The organism is Nocardioides panacisoli (assembly GCF_039537325.1).
Taxonomy (GTDB): Bacteria; Actinomycetota; Actinomycetes; order Propionibacteriales; family Nocardioidaceae; genus Nocardioides; species Nocardioides panacisoli.
Genome location: NZ_BAABAH010000001.1, coordinates 346,008 through 364,299, shown reverse-complemented (window position 1 = coordinate 364,299; position 18,292 = coordinate 346,008). Strand labels below are relative to the sequence as shown.

The 18,292-nt window shown below is 72.5% G+C and carries 19 protein-coding genes; 12 read left to right on the top strand and 7 right to left on the bottom strand.

Features of this window, described 5'->3' with window-relative positions:
- A complete protein-coding gene (gene rplC, locus ABD709_RS01840) occupies nt 1-651 on the bottom strand; it encodes a 50S ribosomal protein L3 (RefSeq protein ID WP_344772082.1) in 651 nt (216 codons plus the stop codon).
- Nucleotides 652-673: 22 nt separating this feature from the next.
- The gene (gene rpsJ / locus ABD709_RS01835) at nt 674-982 is read right to left on the bottom strand and encodes a 30S ribosomal protein S10 (RefSeq protein WP_007078637.1); all 309 of its coding nucleotides are present in this window, start codon (nt 980-982) and stop codon (nt 674-676) included.
- A 321-nt stretch (nt 983-1,303) separates the two neighbouring features.
- Between rpsJ and ABD709_RS01830 the strand changes: the two genes are divergently transcribed.
- Genes ABD709_RS01830 through ABD709_RS01810 form a run of 5 tightly spaced genes read left to right on the top strand, consistent with a single transcriptional unit; the run spans nt 1,304 to nt 6,589 of the window.
- A complete protein-coding gene (locus ABD709_RS01830) occupies nt 1,304-2,470 on the top strand; it encodes a DUF7544 domain-containing protein (protein WP_344772081.1) in 1,167 nt (388 codons plus the stop codon).
- Nucleotides 2,471-2,474: 4 nt separating this feature from the next.
- On the top strand, nt 2,475-3,098 hold the full coding sequence (locus ABD709_RS01825; protein ID WP_344772080.1) for a DUF4129 domain-containing protein: 624 nt from the start codon (nt 2,475-2,477) through the stop codon (nt 3,096-3,098).
- Nucleotides 3,095-4,249, top strand: a complete 1,155-nt coding sequence (locus ABD709_RS01820) for a DUF4350 domain-containing protein (RefSeq protein ID WP_344772079.1) — start codon at nt 3,095-3,097, stop codon at nt 4,247-4,249. Before ABD709_RS01825 ends, ABD709_RS01820 begins: the two co-directional genes overlap by 4 nt.
- Nucleotides 4,246-5,250: an AAA family ATPase gene (locus ABD709_RS01815; RefSeq protein ID WP_344772077.1), complete on the top strand. Its 1,005-nt coding sequence runs from the start codon at nt 4,246-4,248 to the stop codon at nt 5,248-5,250. The genes ABD709_RS01820 and ABD709_RS01815 overlap by 4 nt, the downstream gene beginning before the upstream one ends.
- 28 nt (nt 5,251-5,278) lie before the next feature.
- On the top strand, nt 5,279-6,589 hold the full coding sequence (locus ABD709_RS01810) for a DUF58 domain-containing protein (RefSeq protein ID WP_344772075.1): 1,311 nt from the start codon (nt 5,279-5,281) through the stop codon (nt 6,587-6,589).
- An 88-nt stretch (nt 6,590-6,677) separates the two neighbouring features.
- Here the strand turns inward: ABD709_RS01810 and ABD709_RS01805 are convergent, their stop codons facing one another.
- A complete protein-coding gene (locus ABD709_RS01805; protein ID WP_344772073.1) occupies nt 6,678-7,682 on the bottom strand; it encodes a stage II sporulation protein M in 1,005 nt (334 codons plus the stop codon).
- A 28-nt stretch (nt 7,683-7,710) separates the two neighbouring features.
- Here ABD709_RS01805 and ABD709_RS01800 point away from each other — a divergent pair, with 28 nt between their 5' ends.
- The 7 genes from ABD709_RS01800 (at nt 7,711) to ABD709_RS01770 (ending at nt 13,709) form a co-directional block, all read left to right on the top strand.
- Nucleotides 7,711-8,517, top strand: a complete 807-nt coding sequence (locus tag ABD709_RS01800; RefSeq protein WP_344772071.1) for an RDD family protein — start codon at nt 7,711-7,713, stop codon at nt 8,515-8,517.
- 148 nt (nt 8,518-8,665) lie between these two features.
- A complete protein-coding gene (locus ABD709_RS01795; RefSeq protein WP_344772069.1) occupies nt 8,666-9,679 on the top strand; it encodes an AAA family ATPase in 1,014 nt (337 codons plus the stop codon).
- Between the two features lie 18 nt (nt 9,680-9,697).
- Nucleotides 9,698-10,594, top strand: a complete 897-nt coding sequence (locus ABD709_RS01790; RefSeq protein WP_344772067.1) for a DUF58 domain-containing protein — start codon at nt 9,698-9,700, stop codon at nt 10,592-10,594.
- Nucleotides 10,578-11,069, top strand: a complete 492-nt coding sequence (locus tag ABD709_RS01785) for a hypothetical protein (protein WP_344772065.1) — start codon at nt 10,578-10,580, stop codon at nt 11,067-11,069. The genes ABD709_RS01790 and ABD709_RS01785 overlap by 17 nt, the downstream gene beginning before the upstream one ends.
- Nucleotides 11,060-12,103, top strand: coding sequence for a VWA domain-containing protein (locus ABD709_RS01780; protein WP_344772063.1), 1,044 nt, complete (start codon nt 11,060-11,062; stop codon nt 12,101-12,103). The genes ABD709_RS01785 and ABD709_RS01780 overlap by 10 nt, the downstream gene beginning before the upstream one ends.
- Nucleotides 12,100-13,011: a vWA domain-containing protein gene (locus tag ABD709_RS01775; RefSeq protein WP_344772061.1), complete on the top strand. Its 912-nt coding sequence runs from the start codon at nt 12,100-12,102 to the stop codon at nt 13,009-13,011. Before ABD709_RS01780 ends, ABD709_RS01775 begins: the two co-directional genes overlap by 4 nt.
- Complete coding sequence (locus ABD709_RS01770; protein ID WP_344772059.1) at nt 13,008-13,709, top strand: hypothetical protein; 702 nt, start codon at nt 13,008-13,010, stop codon at nt 13,707-13,709. The genes ABD709_RS01775 and ABD709_RS01770 overlap by 4 nt, the downstream gene beginning before the upstream one ends.
- A gap of 9 nt (nt 13,710-13,718) precedes the next feature.
- Here ABD709_RS01770 and ABD709_RS01765 read toward each other — a convergent pair whose 3' ends face one another.
- From ABD709_RS01765 to ABD709_RS01750, 4 genes are read right to left on the bottom strand one after another with little or no spacing between them, the layout of a single operon-like run.
- Nucleotides 13,719-14,438: an SRPBCC family protein gene (locus tag ABD709_RS01765; RefSeq protein ID WP_344772057.1), complete on the bottom strand. Its 720-nt coding sequence runs from the start codon at nt 14,436-14,438 to the stop codon at nt 13,719-13,721.
- Nucleotides 14,439-14,448: 10 nt separating this feature from the next.
- On the bottom strand, nt 14,449-15,327 hold the full coding sequence (locus ABD709_RS01760) for an FAD binding domain-containing protein (protein ID WP_344772055.1): 879 nt from the start codon (nt 15,325-15,327) through the stop codon (nt 14,449-14,451).
- The gene (locus ABD709_RS01755) at nt 15,324-17,801 is read right to left on the bottom strand and encodes a xanthine dehydrogenase family protein molybdopterin-binding subunit (protein ID WP_344772054.1); all 2,478 of its coding nucleotides are present in this window, start codon (nt 17,799-17,801) and stop codon (nt 15,324-15,326) included. Before ABD709_RS01755 ends, ABD709_RS01760 begins: the two co-directional genes overlap by 4 nt.
- Nucleotides 17,798-18,289: a (2Fe-2S)-binding protein gene (locus ABD709_RS01750; RefSeq protein WP_344772053.1), complete on the bottom strand. Its 492-nt coding sequence runs from the start codon at nt 18,287-18,289 to the stop codon at nt 17,798-17,800. The genes ABD709_RS01755 and ABD709_RS01750 overlap by 4 nt, the downstream gene beginning before the upstream one ends.
- Nucleotides 18,290-18,292 lie beyond the last annotated feature (3 nt).

The following is an 18,292-nucleotide window of genomic DNA, read 5'->3' as shown; positions in this document are numbered from 1 at the left end:
TCAGCCCTTCTTCGCGGCCGTGCGGAGGACGACGACGCCGCCCTTGGGTCCGGGCACGGCGCCCTTGACGAGGATCAGGCCCTTCTCGACGTCGACCGCGTGCACGGTGACGTTCTGCGTGGTCACGGTCTCGCTACCCATGCGACCGGCCATGCGGAGGCCCTTGAACACACGACCCGGCGTGGCGCACGCGCCGATCGAGCCGGGCTTGCGGTGGTTGCGGTGGGCACCGTGGGACGCGCTCACACCGGCGAAGCCGTGCCGCTTCATGACACCGGCGAAGCCCTTGCCCTTGCTGGTGCCGGTGACGTCGATCTGCTCGCCGGCCTCGAACGTGTCGACGGGCAGCTCGGTGCCGATCTCGTAGGTCGAGGCGTCCGCCGTGCGGATCTCGACCAGGTGGCGACGGGGCGTCGTACCGGCCTTGGTGAAGTGACCGGCCTGCGGCTTGTTGACCTTGCGGCCCTCGATCTCGCCGTAGCCGATCTGGACGGCGTTGTAGCCGTCCGGCTGGGGCTGGCGGACCTGGGTGACCACGTTGGTGGTCGCGTCGATCACGGTCACGGGGACGATCCGGTTGTTCTCGTCCCACAGCTGGGTCATGCCGAGCTTGGTGCCCAGCAGACCCTTCACGTTGCGCTCGATAGTCATGGTGTCAACAGCTCCCTTCGACCTAGAGCTTGATCTCGATGTCGACACCGGCCGGCAGGTCGAGGCGCATCAGGCTGTCGACGGTCTTCGGAGTGGGGTCGATGATGTCGATGAGGCGCTTGTGGGTGCGCATCTCGAAGTGCTCGCGCGAGTCCTTGTACTTGTGCGGCGAGCGGATGACGCAGAAGACGTTCTTCTCGGTCGGCAGCGGCACCGGGCCGGCGACCTTCGCACCCGTCCGGGTGACCGTGTCAACGATCTTCCGCGCCGAGGTGTCGATCACCTCGTGGTCATAGGCCTTGAGCCTGATGCGGATCTTCTGTCCCGCCATAGGTCTCTCTCGTCCTTTACGTCTTGGCTCACCGGGTTCTTGGTTTGCAGCTCATCTCCGACCCCCGAGGTCGGGCGTGTCGTGCCTGTTTCGGCACGCACGTCTCCCACGGGGAAGTCGAGCCGCCGTTGTCCTGGTCGGTCCTCCCGAGGCGTGACACACGTCGACCGCCGAGCAAGCTCATCGCGGGCAGCGAGCCACCCGCTTTGGGAGAACTGATTCAGGAGTCAAGATGTGCCGCGCCCCGACGAGCCGCCGGAGCAACCTGGATATCTTGGCAGAGATCCCGGAGCGGAACCAAATCGGAAAGCAAGGAGCGCGATGACCGCCGGTGCCCCGCACAATTTCCCGCCGCCGGGTGCGCCGCCACCGCAGGAGCCTGCGCCTCCGGCGTACGGCGCGCCACCGCCCGGGTACGGCGCACCTCCACCACCGCCCGCACCACCCGGCGCGCCCGCGCCGGGGTCGGCGTACCCCTCCTACCCGGTGCAGGGTCCGGGCGCCGGCGGGCCGGCGTGGCAGACGCTCGGCGCCGCGCACAAGCCCGGCGCGATCCCGCTGCGGCCGCTCACGCTCGGGTCGATCTATGACGGCGCGTTCCGGATCATGCGCTACAACCCGAAGGCGACGGTCGGCGCGGCCGTGCTGGTGACCGCGGTCGCGATGATCATCCCGGTGGTGGTCGGGATCGTGCTCACCTACGCCGCCGGGCTGACCCTGGACCTGACCGCCGACTCCTCCTCCGGGGAGATGACCGACAGCGAGACGCTGGGGCTGCTGGCCTACTACGGCAGCAGCGTGTTCGGGAGCCTCATCTCCTGGGTCGGCATCACGCTGGTGACCGGGACCATCGCCCACGTCGTCCACGACGCCGCCGTCGGCCGCAAGATCGGCCTCGAGCAGTCGTGGGCCGCGACCCGCGGCAAGCGGTGGCGGCTGATCGGGCTCTCGCTGCTGGTGGGGCTGCTCTTCTCCCTGATGCTGGTGCTCTGGGCCGTGCTGCTGGTCGCGGTCATCGTCCTGACCCAGTCGGTGCTGGTCTCGATCCTGTGGGGTCTCGCGAGCACCGCCGGCCTGGTCGTGCTGCTGCTGTGGACCTGGGCGCGCCTCTTCTACATCCCGGTTCCGGCGCTGATGCTGGAGCCGGAGACGGGCGTCTTCGCCGCCCTGGCGCGCAGCTGGCGGCTCACCCGGGGCAGCTTCTGGCGGGTGCTCGGCATCGCGCTGCTCACCTGGCTGATCGGGTCGTTCGGCGGGGGGATCCTGGCCACCCCGTTCTCGATCGCGGCCGTGGTCGCCCCGGCGATCTGGCCCGACCAGGGCCTGGTGCTCGCGCTGGCCCTGCAGTCGCTCGGCGCGGTCGCGCAGAACGCGTTCGTCGCGCCGTTCCTCGCCGGCGTCGCCACCTTGCTGTACGTCGACCTGCGGATGCGGCGCGAGGCCTACGACGTGGAGCTGATGGGCGAGGCGGGGCTGCTGCCCGCATGACGCGATGAGCCCCCCACCCCTCGACCCGCCGCTCGACCCGAGCGGCGACGACGCCCGGTCGCAGCTGGCCAAGGAGCTGGCCCGGCCGGAGTACCACCAGGACGACCTGCTCCGCCGGGTGCTCCACTGGGTGGAGCGGATCTTCGACAACGGCGTGGCCAAGGCCGGCACGTCGCCGACGGTCGTCTGGCTGCTGGCCACCGTGGTGCTGGTCGGCATCGCGCTGGCCGTCGTGCTGCTGGTCAGCCGGGCGCGGCGGACGGCGCAGGTGCGCCGGGCGCGCTCCGCTCCGGCTCTCACCGGCGAGCGGGTGACGGCAGCCCAGCTGCGCGACCGTGCGGAGCGGGCGCTCGCGGAGGCGCGGTTCGCGGACGCGCTCGTCGACGGCTATCGCGCGCTGGCGGTGCGGCAGGTCGAGCGGGACCGGATCGAGGACGTGCCCGAGGCGACGGCGCACGAGCTCGCAGGCGCGCTCGCCGCGTCCTTCCCCGCGCAGCGGGACCGGATCTTCGCGGCGGCCGACGCCTTCGACGCGGTCCTGTACGGCGACCGGCCCGGGGACCGCGAGCAGGCGGTCGGCGTACTGGCGCTCGACGAGGAGCTCGCCGGACGGGTGGCGCGCCGATGACCGTCGAGGCGCCCGCGGCCGGCGTCGCCGCCCAGCCACCCGCCGGCCTGTGGCGGCGGTACCGCGTGCCGGTCATCGTCGTCGGCGCGCTGGTGATCGCGATCGCGGTGGCGGCGTGGGCGGGGCAGGACAGCCAGCAGTACCCCGACCCGCTGGACCCGCGGAACCCCGGCGAGAACGGTGCGCAGGCGCTGGCCGAGGTGCTCGACCGCGACGGTGTCGACGTCACGATCGCGCGCTCGGCCGCAGAGCTGGAGCGCGCCGGCGTCGACGACCGGACGACCGTGCTGGTCACCGACACCGCCAACCTCGCTCCGAGCACGATCCGCGGGCTGGAGGAGCAGGCGGCTCCGGGACTGCTGGTGCTGGCGGACCCGCCGGCCTACGTCCTGCGGGAGCTCGACCGGCTCGACACCCGGATCGACGGGGACGTGCACAGCGTCACCGCGGACTGCTCGACCCTCGGGCTCACCGAGGACCTCCAGCTGACCGTCGACTCGGCGACGTCCTACGACGCCGACGGCTGCTTCCCGAGCTCCGGCGGTCACCTGGTCGCGACCGGGCCGTCCGGGGCCGTCTACGTCGGCGCGACCGACGCGTTCACCAACGACCAGATCCTCCGCGGTGACAACGCCGCGGTGGCGCTGCGGCTGCTCGGTCAGCGCGACCGGCTGGTCTGGTACGTCGCGTCCCTCGACGACACCGCGCCGGGCGAGTCCGTCGGCCTGTCGACGCTGCTGCCGCGGTGGCTGAAGCCAGCGCTGTGGATGGTGCTCCTGGCGCTGGTGGGCCTGCTGCTCTGGCGGGTGCGCCGCCTGGGGCCGCTGTCGACCGAGCCGCTGCCGGTCGTCGTACGCGCGGTGGAGACGGCGCAGAGCCGCGGGCGGATGTACCGGAAGGGCGGCGACCGCGCCCACGCCGCCGACGCGCTGCGCGTGGCGGCCCAGCGCCGGCTGGCCGAGCGACTGGCGCTCGGGCGGCACGCTCCGGAGGCCGCCGTCGTCGCGGCGGTCGCCGATCGGCTCGGGCGGACGCAGGGCGAGGTCGCCCTCGTGCTGGCCCGCTCGGCACCGCCGCCCGCCACCGACCACGACCTGGTCCGTCTCGGCCAGGAGCTCAGCACGATGACGAGAGAGGTACGCCCGGAATGACCGAGCCCACCCCCGCCCCGACCGAGGTCCCGCCTCCCGACCCGACGGCGACCGGCGACCCGCGCGAGCGGCTGCTCGCCGTACGCCACGAGGTCGCGAAGGCCGTCGTCGGGCAGGAGGCCGCCGTGTCGGGGCTGCTCGTCGCGCTGCTCTGCGGCGGGCACGTGCTGATGGAGGGCGTGCCCGGCACGGCGAAGACGCTGCTGGTGCGGACCCTGGCCGCGTCGCTGTCGGTGCAGACCCGGCGGGTGCAGTTCACCCCCGACCTGATGCCCGGCGACATCACCGGTTCGCTGGTGATCGACAACAAGGCGGGCGAGCTGTCGTTCCGCGAGGGGCCGGTGTTCACGAACCTGCTGCTCGCCGACGAGATCAACCGGACGCCGCCGAAGACCCAGTCCGCGCTGCTGGAGGCGATGGAGGAGGGCCAGGTCTCGGCCGACGGCGTCACCCGGCCGCTCCCCCGGCCGTTCCTGGTGGCGGCGACGCAGAACCCGGTGGAGTACGAGGGCACCTACCCGCTGCCCGAGGCGCAGCTGGACCGGTTCCTGCTCAAGGTGGTACTGCCGGTGCCGCCGCGCGACGACGAGATCGCGATCCTCGGCCGGCACGCGGCCGGCTTCGACCCGCGCGACGTGGCGGGCGCCGGGGTGACCGCGGTCGCCTCGGCGACCGACATCGAGGCCGGGCAGGCGGCGGTCGCGAAGGTCCAGGTCGCGCCGGAGGTGGCGACGTACATCGTCGACATCGCCCGCGCCACCCGGCAGTCGCCGTCGCTGTCCCTCGGCGTCAGCCCCCGCGGTGCGACCGCGCTGCTGCGGGCCGCGCGGGCGTGGGCGTGGCTCTCGGGGCGCGACTTCGTGACACCCGACGACGTGAAGGCGCTCGCTCACGCCACGCTCGTGCACCGCCTCGGGCTGCGTCCCGAGGCCGAGCTCGAGGGCGTCGACGTCGCCCAGGTCCTCTCCTCCGCCCTCGGCTCGGTCCCCGTCCCCCGATGACCGCGAATCGGCTCGGCGGAGGTTAGACGTGGCGATCTCGGGGCGGGTGCCCCTGCTCCTGGCGCTGGGCGTCGTGGCGGTCTGGCTGCGGCCGGCCGGCAGCACGGTCGGCCTGTGGCTGCTCGTCGTCGCGGCGTTCACCCTGGTCGACCTCTGGCTGGCGGCGTCGCCGGCGCGGGCGGTGCTGCGGCGCCGGGAGCCGGGGACGGTGCGGCTCGGCGACCCGGCGGAGTCGGTGCTGACGGTCGGCAACGACGGACCGGCGGCCCACGGAACCTTGCGGCTGCAGGTGCGGGACGCCTGGCAGCCGTCGGCGGGCGCGACCGGGAACCGGCACCGGGCGCGGCTCGGCGCGGGTGACCGGGTGGCCCTGCGGACCCCGCTGCTCCCCCGCCGGCGCGGGGACCTGCGGGCCGACGGGGTCACCGTGCGCTCGTGGGGGCCGCTGCGGTTGGCGGCGCGGCAGCGGAGGTACGGCGTGCCGGGCGTGGTGCGTGCGCTGCCGCCGTTCGAGTCCCGCAAGCACCTGCCGTCGCGGTTGGCGCGGCTGCGGGAGCTCGACGGCCGCGCGGCGGTGCGGGTGCGCGGGCAGGGCACGGAGTTCGACTCGCTGCGTGAGTACGTGCGCGGCGACGACGTCCGGTCCATCGACTGGCGGGCGTCGGCACGCTCGGCCCACGTCGTCGTACGGACCTGGCAGCCGGAGCGCGACCGGCGGGTCGTGCTCGTGCTCGACACCTCGCGGACCTCGGCCGGCCGGGTCGGGGCGGGCGAGGGGCAGCCGCGGCTCGACGCGGCGATGGACGCCGCGCTGCTGCTCGGCGCGCTGGCCTCGCGCGCCGGCGACCGGGTCGACCTCGTCGCCGGCGACCGCCGCGTGCGCACCCGGCTCCGGCTGGGCGGCAGCCGCGACGTCGCCGCCCGGATGCAGGACGCGATGGCCGACCTCGACCCCGTCCTCGCCGAGGCCGACTGGGACGCGCTCGCCGGCGCCGTACAGGGCCTCGGTCGCGGCCGCGCCCTGCTGGTCCTGCTCACTCCGCTCGAGCCGACCGCGGTGCTGCAGGGGCTCGTCCCGGTGCTGCCCACGCTGACCCGCCACCACCGCGTCGTGCTCGCCTCGGTCCGCGACCCCGAGCTCAGCCGTCTCGCCGACGAGCGCGACGACGTCGACCAGGTCTACGGCGCCGCCGCCGCCGAGCAGGAGCTCCGTCGCCGTACCTGGATCGCCGACGTCCTCCGTCAGCACGCCGTCGACGTGCTCGAGGCCGACGCCGAGTCCCTCCCTCCCGCCCTCGCCGACCACTATCTCGCCCTCAAGGCCCAGGGGCTCCTCTGAGCGGCCGAATCTTGACTCGTGTCGCGTCGAATCTTGGGCCATGTCGGCATCCCTCAAGATTCGATGCCACACGAGAAAAGATTCGCGGTCAGGACTGGGCGGCGACCCGGTCCTCGAGGAGGGTGGGGTCGAGGTCGCCGGTGACGCCGCGGGAGGCGGCGGCGCGGCCGACCACGAAGACGTAGGAGAGGAACAGCAGCTCGGCGACGGCGCCGATGCCGATCCGGGCCCAGGTGGGGAGGCCGGAGGGGGTCACGAAGGCCTCGATCATGCCGCTGACGAACAGCACCGCGGCGAGGCCGATCGCGACGGTGATCGCGGTCCGGCCGGCGCGGGCGATGGCGGCGGTGCGGGTGAGGTCGCCGGGCTCGACCCAGGACCAGAACAGCCGCAGGCCGACGCCCCCGGCGACGAAGACCGCGGTGAGCTCCAGCATCCCGTGCGGGAGGATCAGGCCCCAGAACAGGGAGCCGCGGCCGTGGTGGATCATGATCGCGCCGATGACGGCCAGGTTGGCGATGTTGTTGTAGAGCGCGTAGAGCACCGGGATCCCGAGGATCCCGAGTGCGATGCACTCGGCCGACACCCAGGTGTTGTTGAGCCAGATCCGGCTGGCGAACGACGTCGCGGCGTGCTCGCTGTAGTAGCCGGCGAAGTCGTTGTTGACGAGCTGGTCGATCTCGGCCTTCGACAGCAGCGTCTGCTCGGCGGCGGGGTGGTGGAGCAGCCACAGCATCATCGCGGCGGTCACGAGCACGTTCCCGGCCAGGCAGCCGAGCCACCACCAGCGCAGCTGGTAGAGCGCGGCCGGGAAGCGGCCGGTGAAGAAGCCGGTCACCGCGCGCCAGCGGGGCACCCGGGTCGCGAGCATCGCGATCCGCGCGCGGCCGAGCAGCGAGGACAGGTAGGAGACCAGCTCGCCGTCCGGCGCCGAGGTGCGCACGACCGACAGGTGCGTCGCGACCTGCTGGTAGCGGTCGACCAGCTCGTCGCTCACCGCGCCGCTGCGCCCGCGGGTCCGGATCAGCTCCTCGAGGCGTGCCCACTCGTGGGAGTGGACGGCGACGTAGGCGTCGATGTCGATCCGCGGCATGGCGAAAGGTTAGATCTAGGGTGAGCGGGTGCCCGCGGAGTTCGCCACCCTGACCGAGGACGACCTCGTCACCGGCGAGGGCGTCGCGCTCGACCTGCCCGCCGCCGGGCTGGGCGTCCGGCTGGTCTCCGGGCTGCTCGACGTGATCGCGACCCTCGTGCTCGCGCTCGTGATCTTCTTCGTGCTGGCGGTGGCCTCGATCCGCACCGACGAGGCACTGCTCGAGGCCGCGTTCGTCCTCGGCCTGATGCTGGTCTTCCTCGCCTACCCTGCGACGGTCGAGACGCTCACGCGCGGCCGGACCCTCGGCAAGCTCGCCATGGGGCTGCGCACCGTGCGCGACGACGGCGGCCCGATCAGCGCCCAGCACGCACTGGTGCGCGCCCTGATCGGGTTCGTCGAGATCTACGCGATGTCGGGCGTGCCCGCGTTCTTCTCGATGATGGTCAGCCGGCGCGGCAAGCGGCTCGGCGACTTCGCCGCGGGGACGTACGTCGTCCGGGACCGGGTCCCGCTGCGGCTCCCGCTCCCGCCGCCGATGCCGCCGCAGCTCGCGGGGTGGGCGAGACGGGCCGACATCGCCGCCCTGCCGACCGGCCTCGCGCTCGCCGTACGCCAGTTCCTCGGCCGGCTGCCCGGGATCGACCCGGCGACGCGGCACCGGGTCGGGACGGCGCTCCTCACCGACGTGATGGAGTACGTCGCCCCGCCGCCCCCGGCCGGCGCCCCGCCCGAGCAGGTCCTCGCGGCCGTGATCGCCGAACGCCGCGAGCGCGACCTGGCCCGGCTGCGCCGGGAGGACCGGGCGAGGTCCCGGCTGACCACGGGCTACTAGGCGCGTCGCGCCTGGCTCACTCGCTCGCGGCCAGCACACGAGCTCGTTCCTCGCTCGGCGCTGTCGCTCACTCGATCGCCTAAGGTTTACGCGTGTCTTCGGGGCGGCACGCTCCACGGGCTTGCACACCACGACAGGAGCCAGCCGCATGACGTCGACCGCCACCTCAGCCGCTCCCCTGACGGCTGCCGAGCTGGCCAGCGCCAAGGACTCGATCGAGCGGGTGTCCGCCGCCTTCTCCAGCCGGGTCGTGGGCCAGGAGAAGGTCCGCACCGCGCTGCTCGTCACCCTCCTCGCGGAGGGACACATCCTGCTCGAGTCGGTGCCCGGCCTGGCGAAGACGCTGGCCGCGTCGACCCTGTCCCAGGCGGTGGCCGCGGAGTTCGCGCGGATCCAGTGCACGCCCGACCTGCTGCCCAGCGACATCGTCGGCACCCAGGTCTACGACCCGCGCAACCACACCTTCGAGACCCAGCTCGGTCCGGTGCACGCCAACTTCGTCCTCCTCGACGAGATCAACCGCGCCAGCGCCAAGACCCAGTCCGCGCTGCTCGAGGCGATGCAGGAGCGGCAGACGTCGATCGCCGGCGAGATCCACCGGCTTCCGCAGCCCTTCATGGTGCTGGCCACCCAGAACCCCATCGAGGAGGAGGGCACCTACGTCCTCCCCTACGCCCAGATGGACCGGTTCCTGCTCAAGGAGGTCGTCGACTACCCCGCCGAGTCCGACGAGCTGACGGTGCTCGACCGGATCGACGACGGCACCCTGGGCCAGCACGCCACCGCCGTCCAGCCGGTGATCTCGACCCCCGACGTGGTCGGGCTCCAGGCCCTGGTCCGGCGGGTGTACGTCGACCCGGCCATCAAGCGCTACGTCATCTCCCTCATCCGGGCCACCCGGGACATCGGCCCGCTGCTCGGCCCCGAGCTCGCGGCGTACGTCGACATCGGCGCCAGCCCGCGCGGCTCGATCGCGTTCTTCCAGGCGGCTCGGGCGATGGCGGTCGTGCAGGGACGCCACTACGTGATCCCCGAGGACGTCCGCGAGCTCCGGCACGCGGTGCTCCGCCACCGGATCCACCTGAGCTTCGAGGCGCTCGCCGACCGGGTCGCGCCGGAGACCGTCATCGACGCCGTCTTCCGCGCCGTCCCGACCCCCTGAGCCCGGAACGACGCAGCGATGGCTCACCTCACCCGGGTCAAGGCCCGGCTCTCCATCCACGCGCACCGCAAGGTGCGCGGGCTGCTGGAGGGTGAGTACGCCGCGATCCAGATCGGCCGCGGCATCGACTTCCAGGACCTGCGGGAGTACGTGCGCGGTGACGACGTGAAGGACCTCGACTGGAAGGCCTCCGCACGCACCCGCACCCTGCTGATCAAGCGGTACGTCGCCGAGCGCCGCCACACGGTGCTGCTCTGCGTCTCCACGGGTCGTTCGATGGCCGCGATGAACGACGCCCAGCACTCCAAGCGCGAGCTCGCCGTCTTCATCGCCGGGGTGATGGGCTACCTCGCCACCCGCCACAAGGACATGGTCGCCCTCGTCCACGGCGACGCGAGGTCCCAGCACGTCCGGCCGCCCGACACCGGTGAGCTGCACCTCGAGCGACTCCTCGCGACGGTCCACGACGCGATCAGCCCCGACGGCGACCCCGGCGACCTCGCCGCCGTGCTGCAGTACGCCGTCCGCGCGATCCGCCGCCGCACGATCCTGGTCGTGATCTCCGACGAACCGGACGTCTCGCCCGACACCGCCGATGCGCTGCGCCGGCTGAGGGCGCAGCACGAGGTCCTCTTCTTCACCATCGGCGACCTCGATCCGACCGCCGTCTCCCCCGGTGGCGCGCACCTCCGGGACCTGGTCGACGTCGACGCCCGCAGCGCCGTTCCCGACTGGCTGCGCGACGACCGCCGTCTCGCCGAGGAGTACGCCGCCCTGGTGCGCGCCGAGGAGGACGGCCTCCGCCGTGGCCTCGAGCAGCTCGGCGTCGTCCACGAACGGGTCCACGACAACGACTCCGCGATCACCGCCGTGTTCCGGCTGCTGGAGAGGCACCGTCATGCTCGCCACCGCTGACGGCGACCTGCCCGAGGAGTTCCACGGCCCGGTCGGCTACAGCGACCTCTGGCTGTGGCTCGCCGTCGCCGGAGTCGCTCTGGTGGCGCTCTACTACCTCGCTGCCTGGTTGCTGACCCGGCCGCGGCCCACCGGCCCGGGCCGGTGGAGCCGGACGACCGACGTACCCAGCGCCCGGCGCGAACACCTCGAGCGGATCGACGCGATCGAGGCCGACGTGCGCGCCGGCCGGATCCCCGCGCGGGTCGGTCACCAGCGGCTCAGCGAGGTGGTCCGGTCCTACGTCGAGGCCGTCAGCGCCCTTCCGGCGCGCACGATGGCGCTCGCGGACTTCCGCGCCCACGCGCCGGCGCCGCTCGCGGACGCGATCGAGCTGATGTACCCGCCCGAGTTCGCCCCGGAGCCGGCAGTCGCCCAGGAGCGGTTCGACCTGGCCGTCCGCGACGGCCGTAGGCTGGTGACCTCGTGGAGCTGAGCTGGAAGGTCGGCGACTCGTCGTTCGCCTACGGGTGGCTGATCTGGCTGCTGGCCGGACTGGTCGTGGTCGTGCTCCTCGTCGCGGCGCTGGTCCGCTGGCGGCGGCTGCCGTCGCACCCGACGTACGTCGCCCACGCGGCCCGGCTGCGGGCCCTGCCCCGCTACCGCGCGCTCGTCGTACGGCGCACGGCGGTCGCGGCCGTCGCGACCTTGTTCGCGCTGGTCGCCTGCCTCGGCGGCATCATCCTCGCCGGGCGGCTGCAGCAGACCCGGAGCATGGAGCGGGACGAGCAGACCCGCGACATCATGTTGTGCCTCGACGTCTCCGGCTCGATGACCAAGGTCGACGCCGCCGTCATCGGCGAGTTCGAGAAGATCGTCGACGGCCTGGACGGCGCGCGGATCGGCCTGACCGTCTGGAACAGCACGTCGATCACGCTCTTCCCGCTCACCGACGACTACGACTTCGTCCGGGAGCAGCTCTCCCGGGCCGCGCGGGCCCTCAAGGCCGAGGACCTCGACTACATCTACGGGACGCTCAGCGGCCGCAGCGGTGCCTCGCTCATCGGCGACGGCCTCGCGTCCTGCGTCCAGCGGTTCGACCGGATCGACCAGACCCGCGGTCGCGCCATCGTGCTCGCCTCGGACAACGACGTCTACGGCCACGGGGTCTACACGCTCGAGCAGGCCGGCGACTACGCCGAGCAGCACCACGTCGTCGTGCACGGGATCGCCGCGCCCGCGACGAAGCCGGGCGACAGCGCGGCGTTCGAGGAGGTCGTCCAGCGCACCGGTGGCACCTACCACCAGCTCGGCGACCTGGGGTCGGCCGACTCGGTCGTCGCCTCGATCAACGACCTCGAGGCGGCCAAGATCGAGAAGCCGCCGTTGGTCCAGGTCGTCGACCAGCCGCGGACCGGCAAGGTGGTCGCCGGGATCGGCGTCGGCCTGCTCGCGCTCGTGTGGGCGGTCGAGGCCGGCTTCGCGCTCGCCGCGCGCCGCGGTCGCCGTGCTCCGGGGAGGGCGTCGTGATCCTGACCCTGGTCCGTCGCGGCCTGATCCTGGTCGCCGCCGTGGTCGCGCTCGCCGTACCCCTCGAGCACGGCGAGCAGGCCGCCCCCACGCAGACCGCCGACGTCGAGGTGCTGGTCGTGCTCGACCGGACCCGCTCGATGGCGGCCTACGACTACGACGGCGACAAGCCCCGCTGGGACGGCGTGAAGCAGGACCTGGAGGACCTCACCACCGCCCTGCCGGGTGCGCGGTTCGGGCTGGTGACGTTCGGCTCGACGGCGCACCTCGACCTGCCGTTCACGACCGACGCGAACGCGTTCGAGTCCGCCGTCGACACGACCATCGTCGAGCCGGTGCTCTATGCGAAGGGCTCGCGCGCCGACCGGCCGCTCAGCCTGGTGCTCGCCACCCTCGAGCGTGCGGAGAAGGCCAACCCGGACGAGCGTCGCTTCGTCGTGTTCCTCGGTGACGGCGAGAACACCGACGACCAGGGTGAGCAGGAGTCCTACGAAGAGGTCGCGAAGCACATCTCCGGCGGGGCGGTGCTCGGCTACGGCACCGAGGAGGGCGGCAAGATGCCCGAGGCCGACGACCTCGGGCGCAGCGAGGGCTGGGTCTACGACTACGACTCCGGCACGGATGCCGTCTCGCACGCCGACCTCCACAACCTCGGGACGATCGCCGACCAGCTGGGCGTGCCGCTCGACCACCGGACGGCGCCCGGCGGCGTCGACGACATCGCCGCGGGCTTCAAGGCCGACTACAGCCTGGACAGCGACGAGCAGCGGCCGGCGAAGGTCGACTTCGTCTGGGTAGCCGGCCTGGTCCTCGCGCTGCTCGTCCTGTGGGAGCTGTTCGTGGTCTGGCGCGCGGTGTGGACGACGCGCAGCGTGCTGCAGCCCCGGCGGGCGGGAGGCAAGCGATGAGCCGGCGCCGCACCCTCTACCTGGCCGGGCTGCTCCCCCTGCTGCTCGTCCTGCTGTTCTCCGCGAAGGTCGCACTGATGCTGACCCACGACGACCACGGCCGCGGCAGCTTCGACGACACCCGGTACGACGACGCGGCCGCGCAGTTCTCCCACAACCGCTCGCTCAACGTCTTCGAGTCCTGGGTCGCCGCCTTCGACGAGGGCGCGGCGCGGTTCGCGAACGGCGACGACGACGGCGCCGTCACCGCCTACCGCGCGGCGCTCGAGGACGTGCCCATCGAGGACGAGTGCACCGTCCGGATCAACCTGGCCCTGGCCGAGGAGGCCATCGGCGACGCGAAGATCAAGATGCCCGACCGGGACGCCGCGCTCGAGGCCTGGCGGGCGGGTGTGAAGGCGCTCGAGGACGGCGACTGCCCGGTGGACTCCGGCCGCGGTGCCGACCAGACCGCCGACGCCAAGGCGGTCGACGAGCGACTCAAGCAGAAGATCGACCAGGAGGAGTCGCAGGGCGGCCAGGACCAGCAGCAACAGCACCAGGACCACCAGGAACAGCAGGGTCAGCAGCACGACGAGCAGGACAGGGAGCAGCGGCTCCAGCAGCGCAACCAGAAGGGCCTGACGGACCAGAAGCAGAACGACGAGCTCCAGCACGAGCTGGACAGCGACCTCAACTTCGACGGCCAGCAGTGGTGAGCCGCCGGATCAGCTCCGGGCCCGGCGCACCAGCCACCTGAGCACGATCAGCCCGGCCACCAGGGCGACGACCTGCTTGCCGTAGGTCCGGACGAGCACCGGCAGCAGCGCCGAGCCGAGGTCGAGCGCGTCGTCGTCGGCGGGCACGGCGCGCGGCGGCGGAGCCGAGGCGGGGCCGGCATCGGGGTCGCCGGCGGGTGCCGCCACCGCGGCCGCACCGGTCGGCACGGACGCCGGCTCCGCGTCCTGGTCCGCGGCGTCGGCCGTGCTCGGCGCGGGCGCGGCCTCGTCCCCCAGCCGCTTCTCCAGGCAGGCCACGAACTGCCCGAGCAGCTTGTCCGAGACGTCCTGCATCACGCCGCGCCCGAACTGCGCCGGTTTGCCGGTGATCGCGAGGTCGGTCAGCACCTCGACCGCCGTCCCGGTGTCGGTCGGGACCATCGTCAGCGTGACCTTCGCCCCGGCGGTGCCGTTGCCGCGCTTGTCCTTGCCCTTCGCGTCGACGACGAAGCGGTGCGCCTCGTCGTCGCGCTCGACGAAGGTGCCCGAGCCGGCGTACACCAGCGCGATCGGACCCAGCTTCACCTTGCAGGTGCCTTCGAAGGTGTCGCCGTCGGACCCGGTGACCTGGGCGCCCGGGAAGCACTCCGCCAGCGCGGCGATGTCCTGGAAGTGCGCCCAGGTCTCCTCGATCGGGGTGGGGACGGTGAACGAGTGGGTGAGGTCCACGCCGCTCCCGTCAGGCCTGCGTGCCGTTGCGACCGGCGGCCGCCAGGACGGCACGCCGGGTGAGCACGGTCGCGAGGTGGAGCCGGTAGTCGGCGTCGCCGTTGAGGTCCGACGGCGGTTCGACCGGGACGCTGCCGTCGCCGATCAGCTCCGCTGCCGCGCGTACGGCGTCCTCGGTGGCCGGCTGCCCGGCGAGCGCGTCCTCGACGGCGTTGGCCCGCACCGGCGTGCTGCCCATGTTGGTGAGCCCGATCCGTGCCTCGCCGATGGTGTCACCGTCCATCCGGACCGTGGCGCCGACGGCGACGATCGGCCACTGGTGGGCGACCCGCACGAACTTGTCGTAGTGGGCGCCCCAGCCGGGCCGCTTCGGCAGCCGTACCTCGACCAGGATCTCGTCCTCGGAGATCGCTGTCTCGAACAGCCCGACGAAGAACTCGTCGGCCGGAACGACCCGGGTGCCGCCGGCTCCCTGGACGACGAAGGACGCGCCCAGCGCCAGTACGCATGCCCCCAGATCACCCGCAGGGTCGGCGTGGGCCAGTGCTCCTCCGAACGTCCCCCGGTGCCGGATCTGCGGGTCCGCCACCTGGGTCACCGCCTTGGTGAGCAACAGCGCGTGCTCGGCGACCAGCGGGTCGTGCGCGACCACGTCGTGGGTCGTCATCGCTCCGATCGCGAGGTGGTCGTCACCGTCGCGGACCCCGCGCATGGACTCGATCCGGCCGAGGTCGATCACCCACTCGGGAGCGTTCAACCGCATCCGCAGCACCGGGAGGAGACTCTGGCCGCCGGCCAGGATCTTGGCGTCGTCGCCGTGCTCGGCGAGCGCCGCCAGCGCCTCCTCCACGCTGGTCGGGGCGACGTACTCGAAGCTGGCCGGGATCATTCGGCACCTCCAGTGCTGCGGTCGACGGTGCCGCTCATGCCCGTCGAGGAGTCGAAGTGGGGAGCGGCCGCGCCGGTGGTGTCCCCACCGGCCGATCCGCTGTTGATCGCCCGCCACACCCGTTCGGGCGTGCACGGCATCACGATGTCGTCGACACCCAGGTGCCGCACCGCGTCGACGACGGCGTTGACGACCGCCGGGGTGGAGGCGATCGTGCCCGCCTCCCCGACGCCCTTGGTCCCGAGCGAGTTGGTCGTGCTCGGGCTCGTCGTGTGATCGATGTCGAAGCTGATCGTGTCGGCCGCCGTGGGCAGGAGGTAGTCGACGAACGAGCCGGAGACGAGGGTCCCCTGGTCGTCGTACACCGCCTCCTCCCAGAGCGCCTGGGCGATGCCCTGGACCAGGCCGCCGTGCACCTGGCCGGACACGATGAGCGGGTTGATGATCACCCCGATGTCGTCGCAGCAGACGTACTTGCGCAGCTTCACCTGGCCGGTCTCGGTGTCGACCTCCGCCGCGCACAGGTGCGTGCCGTGGGGGAAGTTGAAGTTCACCGGGTCGAACGTCGCCGACGCGTCGAGTGACGGCTCCATCCCCTCAGGCAGGTCGTGCGCCGCGAACGCGGCCGTCGCCAGCTCCGTGAGCGGGACGCCCTGGTCGGTGCCGCGGACCGAGAACCGGCCGCCGCTGAACTCGAGGTCGTCGGCCGACGCCTCGAGCACATGGGCAGCGAGAGGCCTGGCCTTCTCGATCACCTTGTCGGCGGCCCGGACCAGCGCCTCGCCCCCGACGACCAGGCTCCGCGAGCCGTAGGTGTCGAGGCCCTTCGGGGCGATCTGGGTGTCGCCGTGCAGGACCTCGACGTCCTCGAACGGCACGCCGAGCCGGTCCGCGATGATCTGGCTGAACGCCGTCTCGTGGCCCTGGCCGTGCGCGGACGCTCCGGTGACCACCTCGACCTTGCCGGTCGCGAGCATCCGCACCTTGGCGTGCTCCCAGCCGCCCGCGCCGTAGTCGAGCTGGCCGAGCACCCGGGAGGGCGCCAGCCCGCACATCTCGGTGAACGTCGAGACGCCGATGCCGAGCTGGACCCGGTCGCCGCTGTCGCGCCGCCGCTTCTGCTCGGCGCGCAGCTCGTCGTAGCCGAGCATCTCCTTGGCCCGGGCCGTCGCGGCCTCGTAGTTGCCGGAGTCGTACTCGAGGCCGGCCACCGTGGTGAACGGGAACTCCTCGTGCTTGATCCAGTTCTTCTCGCGGACCTCGAGCGGGTCCATGCCGGTCTCGGCGGCGAGCTCGTCCATCAGCCGCTCGATGGCGTACGTCGCCTCCGGGCGGCCGGCGCCGCGGTAGGCGTCGGTCCAGGTGGTGTTCGTGAGCACCGTCTGGCACGCGAACCGGTAGGCCGGGAACTTGTAGATCGCGTTGAACATGAACGCGCCGAGCACCGGTACGCCGCCGCCGACGATCGCGACGTAGGAGCCGAGGTTCGCCAGCAGGTCGACCTTGAGGCCGGTGACCGTGCCGTCCTTGTCGGCGGCCAGGGTCAGCCGCTGCCACTGGTCGCGGCCGTGGTGGCCGGCGATCAGGCTCTCGCTGCGGGTCTCGGTGTACTTGATCGGCTTGCCGATCCTCCGGGCGATCGCCCAGGTGATCCATTCCTCGGGCGTGGTCTGGAGCTTGCCGCCGAAGCCGCCGCCCACGTCGGGCGCGATCACCCTGATCTTGGACTCGGGGACGCCGGTCGTGGCCGCCAGGGCGAAGCGGAGGATGTGCGGGATCTGGGTCGCGCTCCACATCGTGAGCTGCTCGCCGGTGGGGTCGACGACCACGCTGCGGGGCTCCATGAAGGCGGGGATCAGCCGTTGCTGGCGGTACTCCCGCTCGATGACGATGCCGTCCTCGCGCGCCTTGGCGATCGCGTCCTCGACGTTCCCGCCGGTGCCGGCCTCGCCGGAGTCGAAGACCCAGAGCGCCGACTTGTTGGTGCCGAGGTCGGGGTGCGCGAGGACCTTGTCCTCGGCGGCCTCCTTGAGGTCGACGACGGCGGGCAGCTCGTCGTACTCGACGTCGACGAGCTCGGCCGCATCTCGGGCCTCGGCCGCACTGCGGGCCACGACGACGGCGACGATCTCTCCGGCGAAGGAGACCCGGTCGGCCGGCAGCGGCGAGTGGGCAGGTGTCTTCTGGTCGGGGGTGATCGGCCAGGCGTTGATGCAGACGCCGAGGTCCTCGCCGAAGTCGGCGCCGGTGAGGACGTCGACGACGTTCGGCGCGGCCTTCGCGGCCGCGGTGTCGATCGAGGTGATGTTCGCGTGGGCGAACGGGCTGCGGACCATCGCGAGGTGCAGCATCCCCGGGAGGGTGATGTTGTCGGTCCAGCGGGTCCGGCCGGTGATCAGCCGCTGGTCCTCCTTGCGGCGCCGGTCGCGGCCGATCTCCTGGGTCGGGGCCGCGGTCTCCTGGGTGGTGCTCATGCCCCGACCCCCTCGGACTGCTGGCCGGAGGTCGACCCGGCGGCGTGCTGCACGGCCCGGACGATGTTGTGGTAGCCGGTGCACCGACAGAGGTTGCCCTCCAGACCGTGCCGGATCGCCTCCTCCGACGGGTCCGGGTTGTCGTTGAGGAGGTCGACGGTCTGCATGATCATGCCGGGCGTGCAGTAGCCGCACTGGAGGCCGTGGCACTCGCGGAAGGCCTCCTGCACCGCGTGCAGCTGCCCGCCCTGCGCCAGCCCCTCGATGGTGGTGACCTCGGCACCGTCGGCCTGCACCGCGAGCACGTTGCAGGACTTCACGCTCTTGCCGTTCAGATGGACCGTGCACGCGCCGCAGTTGCTGGTGTCGCAACCGATGACGGTGCCGGTCTTGCCGAGACGCTCGCGGAGGTACTGCACGAGCAGCATCCGGGGTTCGACGTCGTCGGCCACCTTCTGGCCGTCGACAGTGAGGCTGATCCGGGTCATGGC